The following is a 16,266-nucleotide window of genomic DNA, read 5'->3' as shown; positions in this document are numbered from 1 at the left end:
CCGGAACATGGCCGGGCGGAGTGTACTGACGGCGTCATCAGGCACAAGGGCTGCCGTGTCGCGCGAGCGCCTCGGCATGGAGTTTGGCGCTTGGCTCGGAGAAGCAGCAGAACACGACCCGACCAACGGATGGCGCGCCGGGCAGCATTTCGACAATCGCGCGGACAGCGATCTCGGCCGCCCGGTCAGCTGGAAAACGATAAATGCCGGTCGAAATCGCGGGGAACGCCACCGAGGTCAGCTTGTGCTTTCCGCACAGCTCCATCGCGCGGCGATAGCAGGAGGCGAGCAGATCGTCCTCGCCGCTTGTGCCGCCGGTCCAGACCGGTCCGACGGTGTGGATCACATGCGCGGCCTTGAGCCGATATCCCTTGGTGATCCTGGCATCGCCGGTGTTGCAGCCATGGAGCGTGCGGCATTCGGCGACGAGCTCGGGTCCGGCCGCCCGATGGATCGCGCCGTCCACGCCGCCCCCGCCAAGGAGCGACGTGTTGGCGGCGTTGACGATGGCGTCAACGCCGAGAGTCGTGATGTCAGCCACGATGATGTCGAGCTGGACGGCGCCGATCCGGCGCGTCAGCACCGTCACGGATCAGGCCGCGACCGCAACGCCCTTCTCGGACAAGAGCTGCTGCAATTCGCCGGCCTGGAACATCTCGCGGACGATGTCGCAACCGCCGACGAACTCGCCCTTCACGTAGAGCTGCGGGATCGTCGGCCAGTTCGAGTAGTCCTTGATGCCGTTACGCAGTTCGGCCGATTCGAGGACGTTGAGGCCCTTATAACCGACGCCGATATGGTCGAGGATCTGGACGACCTGGCCGGAGAAACCGCACTGCGGAAATTGCGGCGTACCCTTCATGAACAGAACCACGTCGTTCGACTTCACTTCGTTGTCGATGAATTCCGCGATGCTCATATCCGTGTCCTTCTGGGGCAGAGCCCTCACCTATCAATCCGGGCCGGCTCAGCCGATCTAACCCGATACCTGGCTATATATGTAGCCCAAACCGTTGTGCATCCAAAGTAAAATGGCGGCGAACGGCCCCCCGGGGCCAGGCCTGACGGCCCCGGCCCCATTGCATGACGGCACGAATATCATCAGCGGGGAGGACTTTCATACCGTAACAGAGCCCCTATCTAGGACGAACCTCGGTTTTGGAACCGGGTCCCGCCAACAACGTTCTCTTGTCCTGTCTGGAGAAAAACGTGACGAAACAAGCCTCCGCCACGGCCACCTCACCGCTTTCGTCACGGTCGGCCGCCCCGGACGGCCTCGCGCAGGGGCTGGAGACCGCGTTTCTTGCCGTCCGCAACGAGACGGAGCGCCGAGCCGCGCCGCTCTCGCCCGAGGACCAGCAGATCCAGTCCATGGCGGACGCGAGCCCCATCAAATGGCACCGGGCGCATACCACCTGGTTCTGGGAGCAGTTCTTGCTCGGCGAGCATGCCGCCGGCTACCGTCCCTTCCACCCCGACTTCGCCTTCCTGTTCAATTCCTATTATGTCAGCGCCGGTCCCCGTCACGCCCGCAATCATCGCGGCGACATCACCCGTCCCAGTGCCGACGAGGTCGGCGCCTATCGCCGTTATGTCGATGCGGCGGTCGTCAAATTCTTCCGCGAAGCTGGCGAAGACGAGCTCCGCGCTCTGGCGCCACTGGTCGAGGTCGGGCTGAACCACGAGCAGCAGCATCAGGAATTGATGTTCACCGACATCCTGCACGCCTTCGCGCAGAATCCGGTCTATCCGTCCTATGACAAGGACTGGCGCTTTCCAGCCGCGACGCGCACCGGCGACCATTGGCTGACGCTCAACGAAGGCATCCACACCGTCGGCCATGTCGAGGACAGCTTCCATTTCGATAACGAGAAGCCGGCGCACCGCGCTCTCGTCGGCCCGGTCAAGATCGCCCGCAATCTCGTCACCAATGGCGAATGGCTCGCCTTCATGCGCGACGGCGGCTACCGGACCGCAACGCTGTGGCTGATGGACGGCTTCGCCGCGGCAAGCAAGGAAGACTGGCAGGCTCCGGGCCATTGGCGCGAGGTCGACGGCGCATGGCAGCTGATGACGCTCGCCGGCGTCACGCCGGTCGATCCCGACGCGCCGGTCTGCCACCTCAGCTATTACGAGGCCGATGCGTTTGCGCGCTGGGCCGGAAAACACCTGCCGACCGAGATGGAATGGGAGGTTGCCGCGCGCGCCGGCCAGCTCAACGACGCCTTCGGCATCGTCTGGCAGTGGACGCGTTCTTCGTATTCACCCTACCCCGGCTACCGCGCCATTGAGGGCGCACTCGGCGAGTACAACGGCAAGTTCATGGTCAACCAGCTGGTGCTGCGCGGCTCCTCGCTCGCGACGCCGGACGGTCACAGCCGTGTCACATACCGCAACTTCTTCTATCCGCACCACCGCTGGCAGTTCACGGGGTTGCGGCTCGCCGATTACGTCTGAAGTCTTTGAAGTCTCATCCGACGACAAATGCGCGCCGGACAGCGCGTTCAGGAGAGTATCATGAATGTGCATGCCAGCGCTTTGGCCGAAGCCCATCTCCCCGACGAGCAGACGACTGCCTTCGCCCGCGAGGCCATCGGGGACCTCTCGCAGCAGCCGAAAAAACTGTCGCCGAAATATTTTTATGACGCGACCGGATCGGAGCTGTTCGAGGCGATCACGCGCCTGCCGGAATATTATCCGACGCGCACCGAGCTTGCGATCCTGAAGGAGCGCGGCAGCGAGATCGCTAAGATCATTCCCGAACATGCCGCGCTGGTCGAGTTCGGAGCAGGCGCGACCACGAAAGTCCGCCTGCTGCTCAACCACTGCAAGTTCGCAGCCTATGTGCCCGTCGATATCTCCGGCGATTTCCTGAAGGCACAGGCCAACGGGCTGAAGCGGGATTTCCCCTCGCTCAGCATCTATCCGGTGGCCGCCGACTTCACCACGCCGTTCGAGCTGCCCAAGGCGGTCGCGTCCATGCCCAAGGTCGGCTTCTTCCCCGGCTCGACCATCGGCAATTTCGAGCCGCATGAGGCGCAGGCCTTCTTGAAGAGTGCCCGCCAAATCCTGGGGAAGGGCGCGCAGATGATCATCGGCGCCGACCTGGAGAAAGAGGAGCGCGTGCTCCACGCTGCCTATAACGACGCGGCCGGCGTCACCGCGCGTTTCAACCTCAATGTGCTGGTGCGGATCAACCGCGAGCTCGGCGGCAATTTCGACCTCTCCGCCTTCAGCCATGGCGCGATCTACAATCACGAGCGGCACCGCATCGAGATGCACCTGATCAGCCGGAAGAGCCAGACGGTGCGCCTGCTCGGGACCAGCTTCTCGTTCAAGCCCGGCGAGAGCATTCACACCGAGAACAGCTACAAATACAGCCTCGAGCGTTTCGCCGCGCTGGCGCAGAGCGCCGGCTGGCGAGTGCGCGAGAGCTGGACGGATGCCGCGAAGATGTTCTCGGTGCACGCGCTGGAGGCGGCGGAGTAAACGTTCCGGAGCTACCGGCGGCCGCCAGCTTAACGCTCCGCGGCTTCTTCCGGCTTCGATCCCAGCGACACCGACTCCCACACCGCGACGACGATCATGATCGCGCTGGTCGCAACCGACAGCCATAAGGGCGAGAGATCGGCGGCGAACCACCACAGCGCCATCAGCAAGATGATGCCGATGCCGTGCGAGAGCTGGAGAAACCCGCGGATCGTGTGCTTGAACAGGATGGTGCCGACCAGAAACACCAAGGGGCCACCGATCGTGCTCACGATGGTGCGGACGTCGGAATGTCCGGTCGGGTGCTTCAGCACCAGCTCGTCCGAAACCGCGGTCAGGATGATGCCGGCGACGATCGGCATGTGCAGATAGGTGTAGGCGAGCCGCGCCAGCCGGCCGGATTCCGCGCTCTTCGAGATCCGCTCGGAGCCGGCCTCGGCGCCCTTGTGGAAATAGACCCACCACATCGCGATGCTGCCGACCAGGCACGAGAGGAAGGCCAGGATGTTGTCTGCGGTCCAGTCCAGCTCGGCAAAGGTCGCGCCGTTGACGACGACGGCTTCACCGAGGGCGATAATGATGAAGCCGGCGCAGCGCTCGGCCATGTGGTTGCCCTCGACCGCCCAGGCCTCGACCGACGAGAAGCCCAGCTTCGGCACCCAGAAGCGCACCGCGGGCGAGACGTATTCGATCGTCAGCGCCACGATCCAGAACCACAGCCTCTGCTCGGCATGGGCCAGACCGCCGAGGATCCAGAACACGGCGGAGCAGGAGAGCCAGACCAGGATGCGGATCGCATTGTGCCGCACGGCGGTGCGATGGCGCGGGGTCGCAAACAGCCAGAAGGCAGTGCGTCCAACCTGCATGACCGCATAGGCGAGCGCAAACCACAGCCCGCGCCCCTCGAACGCGCCCGGGATGGTCGTCGACAGCACGAGGCCGCCCAGCATCATCAGGAAGATCAGGATGCGGACCGGCGTCAGCTCGGGGTTGAGCCAGTTGGTGACCCAGGCGGTGTAGACCCACACCCACCACACCGCCAGGAACAGCAGCGTGACCTCGACCGCCCCGAGCGGCGTGAAGTGGTGCAGCAGCGTGTGCGAGATCTGGGTGACGGCGAAGACGAAGACGAGGTCGAAGAACAGCTCGGCATTGGTGACGCGGCTCGGCTGGTTCGGCACGACCACGCGAAACATCGCGCCGCGCGGGTTGTCGGCCGCCATCATCGTCCCCGTCGCGCGATCAGGTCAGGTCCAAATTATTCAAGTACTTGGTACGCCGGTTTGCAGCGCCAGCGCATGCAGCACGCCGCCCATCTGACCCTGCAGGGACCGATAGACGATCTGGTGCTGCTGGACGCGGGATTTGCCGCGGAAGGATTCCGAGATCACGGTCGCGGCATAATGGTCGCCATCGCCGGCGAGGTCACGGATGGTCACCTCGGCATCGGGGATTGCGGCCTTGATCATCGCCTCGATATCGTGGGCGTCCATGGGCATTCGGGTCTTGCTCCTTGTGTCGGCTTACAGCCTCGGCGTCGAATCGCCTTGCCGGGGTCCGGCCCTGCAAAGCCAAACTTGCCGGCAGGGCCAAACTTAGCGTGAACGGCCTTCTACGTCACGCCTTCAGGCACTATATCCCTGATCCCATCAGGATAAAGGCACGACAAAGTGCCGCGCGTGGCAGATTGATCGAAAAGGCGTGAAATCATGAAGCTTCCAGGCCCCGACCACCCCATCACCATCACCCAAAACCCCCGGCGCGTCCGCGTCACGGCGGGTGATGTCGTGATTGCCGAGAGCGCCAAGGCGCTGACGCTGAAAGAGGCCAAATATCCGGCGGTGCAATATGTGCCGCGCGAGGATGCCAACATGGCGCTGCTGGAGCGCACCGAGCGCACCACCCACTGCCCCTACAAGGGGGACGCCAGCTATTACAGCATCAAGGCCGACGGCAAGACGCTCGATAACGCCATCTGGACCTATGAGACGCCCTTCCCCGCGATGACCGAGATCACTGGCCATCTCGCCTTCTATCCGGACAAGGTGAAGATCGAGGAAGTGGGGTAGTCCACGTTCTGTGCCGTCGTCATGGCCGGGCTTGTCCCGGCCATCCAGGTTCTTGGCAGTCAGAACGAAGACGTGGATGCCCGGGACAAGCCCGGGCACGACGACTGGGCGTGTGGGAGCAGCGCCGCTACGCCCTGAAGATCGTGAGCCCGAGTATCAGCAGCACCAGGAAGATCACGACGAAGACATAGAACAGGAAGCGGGCGACGTCGGCGGAGGCGGCCGAGATGCCGGTGAAGCCGAGCACACCTGCCACGATCGAGATCAGCAGGAAGATCAGCGCCCATTTCAAGATCGTCATCGCCAGCTCCGCGACAGTGGCCACTGCAATCGGCGGCCCTCACCGGTTTCGGAAACGCTAACCGCGTTGCGCGGAGCTGGTTCCTAGACGCACGACGGAAGGTCGTCGCGGCACAAACTGCCCTTGCTGAATCGGGTTCCCGGCGGCAGAGTCGTGTAGCGACAGAGGCACAACCGGGGCAACCATGAGCACGATCTCACAGTCAGCGACGATTGGCGCCGAAGCGCATGCTGCGCCAAAAAGCAAGACGCGCAACCTGTCGCTCGACCGCGCCCGCACCTTCCTGACGCTGGTGGTGCTGCTGCATCACGCTGTCATCCCCTATACCTATTTCGGTCATACCGACCCGAAGTCCTTCTTCGGCTTCGACATGATCGTGCTCGCTACCGATAGCTTCTTCATGGCGATGTTCTTTTTTCTGTCGGGCTTGTTTGCGTGGTCAGGCATCGCCCGCAAGGGGGCGCCGAGCTATTTGGCAGATCGCCTGCTGCGGCTTGGGCTGCCGTTCGTGATTTGCGCATTCACGATCATTCCGCTCGCCTACTACGCGATCTCGCTCCGGCACAATCCCGAGATCGGCTTCTCGGAGTACTGGTGGAATATGGTCACGAAGGGCCCGTGGCCGAGCGGGCCGATCTGGTTCCTCTGGGTCCTGTTCGCCTTCGACGTGGTTGCCTGCATCCTGCATCGACTGTCACCCAACCTGCTCGATCCGATCAATCGCCTGTCGCTGCACGGCCGCCGCCGGCCGGCGGTGTTCTTCGCGGTCATGCTTGCCGTCACCGCAGCGTTCTATGTTCCCGGGCTGATGTATTTTGGGCCAAGCAGCTGGTTCGAGTTCGGGCCCTTCTCGGTGCAGCACGGGCGCGTGATGCTCTATGCGAGCTACTTCTTTTTCGGTGCCGGCATCGGCGTCGCGAATATGGACCGCGGACTGCTCGCGGCTGACGGCCGGATGGCGAAGGTCAGTTGGGACTGGATGGTCTTGGCGATCGTTCCGTATTGCCTGCTCTGGGTACTGATCTTCATCAAGCGCGAAATACTGGGAAATCCGTCGCCGCTGCCGAACTGGTATGAGGGGCTCTATGCTATCTGCTTCGCTGTCTTCAGCGTGGCCATCATGTTTCTCATCCTGGCCTTCTTCCAGAGGTTCAAGCAATCGGGTTCGGCCAGACTACTCGATCCGATGCAGGCGGACGCCTTTGGCATGTTTTTGGTGCACTACCCGATCGCGCTTTGGCTGCAATACTGGCTGTTCGACTATGACCTGCCAGCGATCGTCAAGGCGACGATGGGATTCGTGCTGACGGTCGCGTTCAGTTGGGCGCTGACGCGCGCCTTGCGCCAAATCCCCGGGGCAACGAAGGTGCTGTGAGTTTGGGGAGGGCGGCTTACGCCGCCTTCCCGCCCATATAATCCGGCAACCAGCGCTCGTGCGACGTCCGCAGCGTGTCGATCGCAACCGGCGCCTCGCCCGCGATCGCTATCGCATCGCCACCTGTGGTGCCGATGCGCACGCAGGGCACCTCACAGCCGCGCATCTTGGCGAGTACGCGGCCGGCTTCGGTTTCCGGCACGGTGACGAGATAGCGCGCCTGGTCCTCGCCGAACCAGTAGGCCTGCGGCACGAGCGCCGCCGGTGCTGCCAGCAGCTTCGCGCCGATGCCGCCCGCCATCGCCATTTCGGCGAGCGCGATCAGCAGGCCACCGTCGGAAAGATCGTGCACGGCGGTTGCAGTGCCCGCATGGATCATGCCGCGCACGCAGTCGCCGTTGCGCTTCTCGGCAGCAAGGTCGACCGGCGGCGGCGCGCCCTCCTCGCGACCGCAGATGTCGCGCAGATAAACGGACTGGCCGAGCCAGCCATGGGTGTCGCCGATCAGGAGGATCGCCTCGCCCTCCGCCTTGAAGGCGAGCGACGAAGACTTAGTGAAATCGTCGAGCAGGCCGACGCCGCCGATCGAGGGCGTCGGCAGGATCGCGCGGCCGTTGGTCTCGTTGTAGAGCGAGACGTTGCCGGAGACGACCGGGAAGTCGAGCGCGCGGCAGGCTTCCGAGATGCCCTTCAGGCAACCGACGAGCTGGCCCATGATCTCAGGGCGCTCGGGATTGCCGAAATTGAGATTGTCGGTGATCGCGAGCGGCTTGCCGCCGACGGCCGTGATGTTGCGCCAGGCCTCCGCCACCGCCTGCATGCCGCCCTGGTAAGGATCGGCTTCGCAATAGCGCGGCGTGACGTCGACGGTAAGCGCCAGGCCCTTCGGCCCGTCCTGCACGCGCACGACCGCGGCGTCGCCGCCGGGGCGCTGCATGGTGTTACCGAGGATGACGTGGTCGTACTGCTCCCAGACCCAGCGCTTGCTGCACATGTCGGGCGTGCCGATCAGCTTCTCCAGCGCCGCACCGAGCGCCATCGGCGCCGGCACTTCGCGCGCATGCACGATCGGCAGCGCGGCGGAGGGAACATGCGGACGGTCGTAGAGCGGCGCCTCGTCGCCGAGCTCCTTGATCGGCAGATCGGCCATGACGTCGCCGCCATGCTTGACCACGAAGCGCTTGCTCGGCGTGGTGTAGCCGACGACGGCAAAGTCGAGGCCCCATTTCCTGAAGATCGCCTCGGCTTCCTGTTCCTTCTCGGGCTTGAGCACCATGAGCATGCGCTCCTGGCTCTCCGAGAGCATCATCTCGTAGGCGCTCATGCCGGTCTCGCGGGTCGGCACCGCGTCGAGATCGAGGTCGACGCCGAGGTCGCCCTTGGCGCCCATCTCGACCGCCGAGCAGGTCAGGCCCGCCGCACCCATGTCCTGGATCGCGATGACGCAGCCCTTCTCCATGATCTCGAGGCAGGCCTCGAGCAGAAGTTTCTCGGCGAAGGGATCGCCGACCTGCACCGTCGGGCGCTTCTCCTCGGACTTGTCGTCGAACTCGGCCGACGCCATCGAGGCGCCGTGGATGCCGTCGCGGCCCGTTTTGGAGCCGAGATACACGATCGGCATGTTCACGCCGGAGGCGGCCGCATAGAAGATCTTGTCGGCATCGGCGAGACCGACCGCCATCGCGTTGACGAGGATGTTGCCATCATAACGCGTGTGGAAGCGCACCTGGCCGCCGACCGTGGGCACGCCGAAGGAATTGCCGTAGCCGCCGACACCGGCAACGACGCCGGACACGAGATGCCGGGTCTTGGCGTGCTCGGGCGCGCCGAAGCTTAGCGCGTTGAGGCAGGCGATCGGGCGCGCGCCCATGGTGAAGACGTCGCGCAAAATGCCGCCGACGCCGGTGGTCGCGCCTTGATAGGGCTCGATGTAGCTCGGGTGGTTGTGGCTCTCCATCTTGAATACCACGGCCTGGCCATCGCCGATGTCGATCACGCCGGCGTTCTCGCCGGGCCCCTGAATCACCCAGGGCGCCTTGGTCGGCAGGCCCTTCAGATGGATGCGCGAGGATTTGTACGAGCAGTGCTCGTTCCACATTGCCGAGAAAATGCCGAGCTCGGTGAAGGTCGGCTCCCGCCCGATCAGCTTCAGGATGCGCTCATACTCGTCGGGCTTGAGCCCATGGGCGGCAACCAGTTCGGGGGTGATCTTGGGTTCGTTCTTCATGGATTTTGGGCTTTCGGCGGGCGTTTGGCCGTTCTTAGGAACATCGGGGCCTCACGAAAAGCCCTTTATGACGCATTTTCCCGCTGTCCCACGTTTTGCAAGGAGGGTCGGCGGGAACGGGAATTGCAAGGCGCTGACGGATCGGATTTAAGGGCTAAAGACCCGCAATTGAAGGCCCATTTCCTTGCACGAATTGACCAAAGTGACCCCGTCCCGCCGTCCCGATCTGCACGTCGCCACCGAGGGCGAGTTCAGTGGGTGGCGGACCTGGATTCGCGATAGTTTTGAGAGCCATATCGGCCCGTTCTGGCACAAGATCGAGGACGACGGCAGCATTCGCTGCGCCTTCCGGGTCGAGAAAAAGCACCTCAACGGCTCCGGAAATGTCCACGGCGGCTGCTTCATGGCCTTCGCGGACTATTGCCTGTTCGCAATCGCCACCCACGAGTTGGATGGCCCGGCCGTGACCACCAATTTCGCCTGCGATTTCCTCGACGCGGCGCGCGAGGGCGAGCTGGTCGAATGCACAGGCGAAGTGTCCCGGGCCGGTGGCTCCCTGATCTTCCTGCGGGGCAAGCTGAGCTCAGCCGACCGGCCGCTGTTCACGTTCTCCGGCACGATCAAACGCGTGAAGCGGAAGCCGGCACTGCAGGCAAACGCATAGCGCCGCACTTTTCATTTTCGCGCCGCTAGCGCGAACCTCTACTGCTTGCCCTCGTCGGCCAGCATCTTCCGGTATTTCTCTACGTCGCGTGTCACGAGCTTTTGCAGCACCTCGGGCGTGTGCTCGTCGGGATCGGGCGCGACGGTCGAAAGCTCGGCAAAACGCTTCTTCACCGCGTCGGTTTCCACGGCCGCGCGCGCAGCCGCGTTCAGCCTGGCGATGATGGTCGGCGGCGTGCCCTTGGGCGCGAACAGGCCGTTCCAGCCCTGCGCCTCGAATTCGGGCAGGCCGGCTTCGGCTGATGTCGGCAGATCGGGCAGCGTCGCGAGCCGCACCGTCGAGCCGACCACGAGCCCTTTCACCAGCTTTTCGTTGATCGACTGCGAGACCGAGGCCGCTGCGTCACAGACGCCGTCGATCTGGCTGCCGATCGCATCGGTCAGCGCGGGCGACGCGCCGCGATAGCCGACCAGCGTCGCGTCGATCCCGGCGGCCGTCACGAAACTCTTGCAGATGAGGTAGTTCGACGAGCCGACGCCGGCATGGCCGAGATTGATCTTGCCCGGGTTGGCCTTGGCGTAGGCGATGAACTCCTTCAGATCTTTCGCCGGAAAATCCTTGCGTAGCGCGATGATGCCGAAGGTCTTGGCCACCATGCCGATCGGCGCAAAAGACTCCGGCGTGAACGGCAGCTTGGGATAGATCGTGTAGGTCGCGGCATTGGTGCCGGCATTGCCGATCGCGATGGTGTAACCATCAGGCTCGGCACGCGAAGCGCGTGCCAGCGCGGTCGAGCCGCCGGCCCCCGCAACGTTCTCGATCACGATGGACTGGCCGAGCGCCACGCCCATCTGTTCGGCCACCGTGCGCGCGATCACGTCCGAGGTGCCGCCGGCCGCGAACGGCACGATCATGGTGATCGGATGTTTTGGAAAATCCTGCGCGAACGCAGCCGTCGCGAACAAGAGCACCGCGAACGCGGCGAGTGCACGCTTCACCACGAAGGAAATCACGCGGCCTTTTCCAGATGCGCGGTGAGACCTGCGAACAGGCCGCGGCCATCGGTGCAGCCCATGATGTCTTCGACGTGATTTTCCGGGTGCGGCATCATGCCGAGCACGTTGCCCTTGTCGTTGACGAGGCCGGCGATGGAATGCGCCGCGCCGTTGATGTTGTGGTTCTCGTCGACCGCACCGTCGGCCGAGCAGTAGCGATAGAGCACCCGCCCCTCGCCCTCGATGCGCTTGATGGTTTCTTCGTCCGCCTCGTAATTGCCCTCGCCGTGCGCGACCGGCACGCGGATCACCTGGCCGGCATTGTAGCCGCGGGTGAACGGCGTATCAGAGCGCTCGACGCGCAGATGCACGTCCTTGCAGATGAATTTCAGCCGAGCATTGCGCATCAGCACGCCCGGCAGCAGGCCGGATTCGCAGAGGATCTGGAAACCGTTGCAGACGCCGAGCACGAGCCCGCCCTTGGCCGCATAGTCGCGCACCGCATCCATCACCGGCGCCCGCGCCGCAATCGCACCACAGCGCAGATAATCGCCGTAGGAGAAGCCGCCGGGCACCACCACGAGATCGGTGCCATCAGGCAGCGACGTCTCGGCGTGCCACACCATCGCAGGCTCGTGGCCCGAGATCAGCCTCAGCGCGCGCGCCATGTCGCGCTCGCGGTTGATTCCGGGAAAGACGAGGATGGCGGCTTTCATGATTCAGGTTCCAACGAGGGTGGGAATCGGGTTGGCCCGCGGGCCAAATCGTGAAGAGACATAGCCATTTGACGGGGATTTTACCAGTGCTAGCCTCGCCGGACGGCCTTGTGCACAGGCCATGACCACGGCGCGTCTGCCCAAGTATTTTGCCCGGGATTGAAGCCATGAATGTCCCGTCACTGCCCACATCCGAGTCCGAACCGGTCTCCGCAGAGGGCGTCGTCGCCGCCGGCGCCTATGTCGATGGCCGGCGCGTCGCCAACATCGCCATCAGCGAGGCGTCGAGCTGGCGGGCCAAGCCCGGCCATGTGGTCTGGATCGGGCTGCACGAGCCCGACATGGCGCTGCTCGGCGCGGTGCAGAAGCAATTCGACCTGCACGAGCTCGCCATCGAGGACGCCAACAACGCCCATCAGCGGCCCAAGATCGAGCAATATGGCGAGGCCCTGTTCATCGTCGCGCGCACGGCGCAATTGATCGAGGGCCGGATCGCCTTCGGCGAGACCCACATCTTCATCGGCGACGGTTATCTCGTGACGGTCCGTCACGGCGCCTCGACCTCCTACACGGCGGTGCGCGAACGCTGCGAGAGCTGTCCGCGGGCGCTGGCGCGAGGCGAGGACTATATCCTCTATGCGATCCTCGATTTCATCGTCGACAACTACTCCCCTGTGCTCGAGAGCATTCACGAGGAGGTCGAGGAGATCGAGGACTACGTGCTCTCGAACGCGATCACCAAGGCGCAGATCGAACGGCTGTACATGCTGCGCCGCGACCTGTTGCGGCTGCGCAATGCCGTCGGGCCCCTGGTCGAAGTCTGCCGCCGGCTGGAGCATGACGAGTTGTCGATGGTGCGCCCGGCGATGCAGACCCTGTTCCGCGACGTCACCGACCACGTCCGCAACATCCAGGAGCGCATCGATTCCATGCGCGAGGTGCTGGCCTTCGCTTTTGAGGCGAGCCTGCTGGTCGGCCAGGCGCAGGAGACGGCGGTGTCGAAGAAGCTCGCCTCCTGGCTTGCGATCCTGGCCGTCCCGACCGCAGTCGCCGGCATCTATGGGATGAACTTCAAGTACATCCCGGAGCTACAGCTGGAATACGGCTACTTCATCGTGTTGGGATTGATGGCGCTCGCCTGCCTCGGATTGTACTGGCGCTTCCGCCGCGTCGGATGGCTGTGACGCGCCCGCACGAGTTACACGATCTCGACCCGGTAGTTCTCGATCACGGTGTTGGCGAGCAGCTTGTCGGCGGCTTCCTTCAGCGCGGCTTCCGCCTTGGCCTTGTCGGCGCCGGCGAGCTCGATGTCGAACACCTTGCCCTGCCGGACGGTGGCGACGCCGTCGACGCCGAGCGACTTCAGCGCGCCTTCGATGGCCTTGCCCTGCGGATCGAGGATGCCGGTCTTCAGGGTAACGGTAACACGTGCCTTCACGTCAAAACCCTCTTCAGCTCTTCACCAGCACCGGACCGGTGCCCTGCGGACGCTCGTTCTCCATGAGGATGCCGAGGCGCTTGGCGACCTCGGTATAGGCCTCGAGCAGGCCGCCGAGATCCCTGCGGAAACGATCCTTGTCGAGCTTCTCGTTCGACTTGATGTCCCACAGACGGCAGCTATCCGGCGAGATCTCGTCGGCGACGATGATGCGCATCATCTCGTTCTCGAACAACCGGCCGCATTCCATCTTGAAGTCGACGAGGCGGATGCCGATGCCGAGGAAGAGGCCGGTGAGGAAGTCGTTGACGCGGATGGCGAGCGCCATGATGTCGTCGATCTCCTGCGGCGTGGCCCAGCCGAAGGCAGTGATGTGCTCTTCCGACACCATGGGGTCGTTGAGCTGGTCGTTCTTGTAATAGAATTCGATGATCGAACGGGGCAGCTGGGTGCCCTCCTCGATGCCGAGGCGCTGCGACAGCGAGCCGGCGGCAACGTTCCGCACCACCACCTCGAGCGGCACGATCTCGACCTCGCGAATCAACTGCTCGCGCATGTTGAGGCGGCGGATGAAGTGGGTCGGCACCCCGATGTCGTTGAGGTGCTGAAACAGGTACTCCGAGATCCGGTTGTTGAGGACACCCTTGCCCTCGATCACCTGATGCTTCTTCGCATTGAACGCGGTGGCGTCATCCTTGAAGTGCTGGATCAGGGTACCAGGCTCCGGACCTTCATAGAGAACCTTTGCCTTGCCTTCATAAATGCGACGCCGACGGCTCATTGGGATGTACCGTGTTTTGTTGAAATCCATGTGTTTGGTGTGCTCCGGTTACCAGGTTACGACCCACAGCGGAGCTGCCGTGAACGGCCTGGAACCCCATCCGAATCCTTGGAAACAGAACGGGAACCAAGCCTTTAGGCAACCTATCCGATTGGCTGTCCCAGCACAATCGATCCGGCCCGTCCGACGCTGACTTATACCACCTTGCCTGCGGCTTTACGGCTCGTTGTTTCGCCGATTCGTGCCCCCTATCTAGGCATGCGCAGGGGCCCTCGCAACGAGGCCCCCACATCGACAGCCCCAGGGGAATTGGAAGACGCATGAGCGAATTCAACAAGCGCGAGGAAGGCTTTGAGAAGAAGTTTGCCCTCGACGAGGAGCAGAAATTCAGGGCGGAAGCCCGCCGTAACCGGCTGCTGGGGCTGTGGGCGGCCGAAAAGCTCGGAATATCAGGCGAAGCCGCTACCGCCTATGCCAAGGAGGTGGTCGCGGCCGATTTCGAGGAGGCCGGCGACGGCGACGTCCTGCGCAAGGTCATGGCCGATTTCGCCGCCGGGAACGTCGCCGTCACCGAGCAGGCGATTCGCGCCAAGATGAGTGAGCTGATTGCGGTCGCGGCCGCCGAGGTGAAGGCTGGAAAATAGGCCCGCTGGGAGCGGCGAATGGCGAGGTAAACCCCGTTGGCCGCTCGCTCCATAACAGCTTGCGGCGAGCCCCGGGCAATGCCAAATGAGCGGCATGTCCCAGGATCACGCCCAAGATCACATCTCCAACGTCCTCGCCCAACGCTATGCCTCGCCCGCGATGCGCGCCATCTGGAGCGGCGAAGGCAAGGTTCGCCTCGAACGCGACTACTGGATCGCCGTGCTGAAAGGCCAGCGCGATCTCGGCATTCCCGTGCCCGATGGCGTGATCGAGGCTTACGAGCGCGTCAAGGACCAGGTCGACCTGGCCTCTATCATGCGGCGCGAGCGCATCACCCGCCACGACGTGAAGGCGCGGATCGAGGAGTTCTGCGAACTGGCCGGTCATGAGCACCTGCACAAGGGCATGACCAGCCGCGACCTCACCGAGAACGTGGAGCAGCTGCAGGTCTACCGCGGGCTGCAGCTCATCGAGACCAAGAGCATCGCCGCGCTCATTCGCTTTGCCGGGCATGCCAAGCAATTGCGCGACATGCCGTTCACGGCGCGCACGCACAACGTGGCCGCGCAGGTCACGACGCTCGGCAAGCGCATCGCCATGTTCGGCGAAGAGATGCTGATTGGGCATCAGAGCCTGGTCAACGTGCTCGACACCTATCCCGCGCGCGGCCTGAAGGGCGCGGTCGGCACCCGGCTCGATCAGATCACGCTATTCAACGGCGATGCCGGCAAGGCCCGCGCGCTCGAGCAGCGCATTCTCGTCCACCTCGGCCTGCCCAGGAGTTTTGATGCGGTCGGCCAGGTCTATCCGCGCAGCCTCGACTTTCGCGCGGTCAGCGTGCTCGTCGAGCTCGCCAGCGGTCCCGGCAATTTCGCGAAGACCATTCGCCTCATGGCGGGCCACGAGCTCGCCAGCGAAGGTTTTGCCAAAGGCCAGGTCGGCTCGTCCGCGATGCCGCACAAGATGAACAGCCGCTCCTGCGAGCGCATCAACGGCCTGCATGTCGTGCTGAAGGGCTATCTCGCCATGGCCGCCGGCCTCGCCGGCGATCAATGGAACGAGGGCGACGTCTCCTGCTCGGTCGTCCGCCGCGTCATGCTGCCGGACGCCTTCCTCGCCATGGACGGCCTGCTCGAGACCCTGCTCTCCGTGCTCGACCAGATGGAAGTGTTCGACGCCGTCGTCGCGACCGAGCTCAACCGCTACCTGCCCTTCCTGCTGACCACCACGGTCATGATGGAAGCGGTGAAGAAGGGGGCCGGCCGCGAAGGCGCACACGAGGCGATCAAGGAGCACGCGGTTGCGGCCATCCGCGACCTGCGCACCGGCACGATCGTGCAGAACGACCTGCTGCAGCGCCTTGCCGCCGATCAGCGCCTCGGCTTGAGCGAAGCCGAGCTGCAGCAGGTGCTCGATCACGGCCGCGCCAATTCCGGCGATGCCGGCGCCCAGGTCGACTACTTCGCCGAGCAGGTTGATGCGCTGGCGAAGGCAAAGCCTGAAGCGGCCAAGTACACGCCCGGCGCGATCTTGTAGCGAATGGTGAGTGGCGAATAGCGAGTGGAA

Annotated in this window: 18 protein-coding genes; 8 read left to right on the top strand and 10 right to left on the bottom strand. The window is 63.9% G+C overall.

Annotated elements, in window-relative coordinates; translation table 11 throughout:
* Window positions 1-37: 37 nt before the first annotated feature.
* On the bottom strand, window positions 38-589 hold the full coding sequence (locus FXB38_RS14275; RefSeq protein WP_148751474.1) for an O-acetyl-ADP-ribose deacetylase: 552 nt from the start codon (window positions 587-589) through the stop codon (window positions 38-40).
* Window positions 590-592: 3 nt separating this feature from the next.
* Entirely contained in the window at window positions 593-919 is a 327-nt protein-coding gene (gene grxD, locus FXB38_RS14270) for a Grx4 family monothiol glutaredoxin (protein WP_148751473.1), read from the bottom strand.
* Between the two features lie 239 nt (window positions 920-1,158).
* Between grxD and egtB the strand changes: the two genes are divergently transcribed.
* Window positions 1,159-2,457 (top strand): ergothioneine biosynthesis protein EgtB, encoded by a 1,299-nt coding sequence (gene egtB, locus FXB38_RS14265; RefSeq protein WP_187434865.1) that lies wholly within the window; start codon window positions 1,159-1,161, stop codon window positions 2,455-2,457.
* A 60-nt stretch (window positions 2,458-2,517) separates the two neighbouring features.
* A complete protein-coding gene (gene egtD, locus FXB38_RS14260; protein WP_187434864.1) occupies window positions 2,518-3,489 on the top strand; it encodes an L-histidine N(alpha)-methyltransferase in 972 nt (323 codons plus the stop codon).
* Between the two features lie 29 nt (window positions 3,490-3,518).
* Here the strand turns inward: egtD and FXB38_RS14255 are convergent, their stop codons facing one another.
* Together FXB38_RS14255 and FXB38_RS14250 are read right to left on the bottom strand one after the other, a co-directional pair.
* A complete protein-coding gene (locus tag FXB38_RS14255) occupies window positions 3,519-4,712 on the bottom strand; it encodes a low temperature requirement protein A (protein WP_187434881.1) in 1,194 nt (397 codons plus the stop codon).
* A 39-nt stretch (window positions 4,713-4,751) separates the two neighbouring features.
* Window positions 4,752-4,988 carry a BolA/IbaG family iron-sulfur metabolism protein gene (locus FXB38_RS14250; RefSeq protein WP_148751469.1) on the bottom strand — a complete coding sequence of 79 codons (237 nt, stop codon included), beginning with the start codon at window positions 4,986-4,988 and terminating at the stop codon, window positions 4,752-4,754.
* Window positions 4,989-5,198: 210 nt separating this feature from the next.
* On the opposite strand from FXB38_RS14250, the gene FXB38_RS14245 reads away from it, so the two are divergent.
* A complete protein-coding gene (locus tag FXB38_RS14245; RefSeq protein ID WP_148751468.1) occupies window positions 5,199-5,558 on the top strand; it encodes a DUF427 domain-containing protein in 360 nt (119 codons plus the stop codon).
* A 127-nt stretch (window positions 5,559-5,685) separates the two neighbouring features.
* On the opposite strand, the gene FXB38_RS14240 is transcribed toward FXB38_RS14245, so the two are convergent.
* Window positions 5,686-5,859, bottom strand: coding sequence for a DUF1328 domain-containing protein (locus FXB38_RS14240; protein WP_092228199.1), 174 nt, complete (start codon window positions 5,857-5,859; stop codon window positions 5,686-5,688).
* A gap of 184 nt (window positions 5,860-6,043) precedes the next feature.
* Between FXB38_RS14240 and FXB38_RS14235 the strand changes: the two genes are divergently transcribed.
* Complete coding sequence (locus FXB38_RS14235; protein WP_148751467.1) at window positions 6,044-7,234, top strand: acyltransferase family protein; 1,191 nt, start codon at window positions 6,044-6,046, stop codon at window positions 7,232-7,234.
* A gap of 16 nt (window positions 7,235-7,250) precedes the next feature.
* Here FXB38_RS14235 and purL read toward each other — a convergent pair whose 3' ends face one another.
* A complete protein-coding gene (purL, locus tag FXB38_RS14230) occupies window positions 7,251-9,461 on the bottom strand; it encodes a phosphoribosylformylglycinamidine synthase subunit PurL (RefSeq protein ID WP_148751466.1) in 2,211 nt (736 codons plus the stop codon).
* 184 nt (window positions 9,462-9,645) lie between these two features.
* Between purL and FXB38_RS14225 the strand changes: the two genes are divergently transcribed.
* On the top strand, window positions 9,646-10,125 hold the full coding sequence (locus FXB38_RS14225) for a PaaI family thioesterase (RefSeq protein WP_148751465.1): 480 nt from the start codon (window positions 9,646-9,648) through the stop codon (window positions 10,123-10,125).
* A gap of 38 nt (window positions 10,126-10,163) precedes the next feature.
* Here the strand turns inward: FXB38_RS14225 and FXB38_RS14220 are convergent, their stop codons facing one another.
* Together FXB38_RS14220 and purQ are read right to left on the bottom strand one after the other, a co-directional pair.
* On the bottom strand, window positions 10,164-11,138 hold the full coding sequence (locus tag FXB38_RS14220) for a tripartite tricarboxylate transporter substrate binding protein BugD (protein WP_148751464.1): 975 nt from the start codon (window positions 11,136-11,138) through the stop codon (window positions 10,164-10,166).
* On the bottom strand, window positions 11,135-11,836 hold the full coding sequence (gene purQ / locus FXB38_RS14215; protein WP_148751463.1) for a phosphoribosylformylglycinamidine synthase subunit PurQ: 702 nt from the start codon (window positions 11,834-11,836) through the stop codon (window positions 11,135-11,137). Before purQ ends, FXB38_RS14220 begins: the two co-directional genes overlap by 4 nt.
* Before the next feature lie 167 nt (window positions 11,837-12,003).
* Between purQ and corA the strand changes: the two genes are divergently transcribed.
* Complete coding sequence (corA, locus tag FXB38_RS14210) at window positions 12,004-13,020, top strand: magnesium/cobalt transporter CorA (RefSeq protein WP_148751462.1); 1,017 nt, start codon at window positions 12,004-12,006, stop codon at window positions 13,018-13,020.
* A 14-nt stretch (window positions 13,021-13,034) separates the two neighbouring features.
* Here the strand turns inward: corA and purS are convergent, their stop codons facing one another.
* Both purS and purC read right to left on the bottom strand, forming a co-directional pair.
* A complete protein-coding gene (purS, locus tag FXB38_RS14205; protein WP_148751461.1) occupies window positions 13,035-13,274 on the bottom strand; it encodes a phosphoribosylformylglycinamidine synthase subunit PurS in 240 nt (79 codons plus the stop codon).
* A 13-nt stretch (window positions 13,275-13,287) separates the two neighbouring features.
* Entirely contained in the window at window positions 13,288-14,055 is a 768-nt protein-coding gene (gene purC / locus FXB38_RS14200) for a phosphoribosylaminoimidazolesuccinocarboxamide synthase (RefSeq protein WP_172782948.1), read from the bottom strand.
* 320 nt (window positions 14,056-14,375) lie between these two features.
* Between purC and FXB38_RS14195 the strand changes: the two genes are divergently transcribed.
* On the top strand, window positions 14,376-14,699 hold the full coding sequence (locus FXB38_RS14195) for a DUF1476 domain-containing protein (RefSeq protein WP_148751460.1): 324 nt from the start codon (window positions 14,376-14,378) through the stop codon (window positions 14,697-14,699).
* A gap of 85 nt (window positions 14,700-14,784) precedes the next feature.
* Window positions 14,785-16,236 (top strand): adenylosuccinate lyase, encoded by a 1,452-nt coding sequence (gene purB / locus FXB38_RS14190; protein ID WP_246229884.1) that lies wholly within the window; start codon window positions 14,785-14,787, stop codon window positions 16,234-16,236.
* The last annotated feature ends 30 nt before the right edge of the window (window positions 16,237-16,266 follow it).

The sequence above is a fragment of the Bradyrhizobium cytisi genome, assembly GCF_008123515.1.
Classification (GTDB): Bacteria; Pseudomonadota; Alphaproteobacteria; order Rhizobiales; family Xanthobacteraceae; genus Bradyrhizobium; species Bradyrhizobium cytisi.
This window is presented reverse-complemented; position numbering and strand designations above follow the sequence as displayed.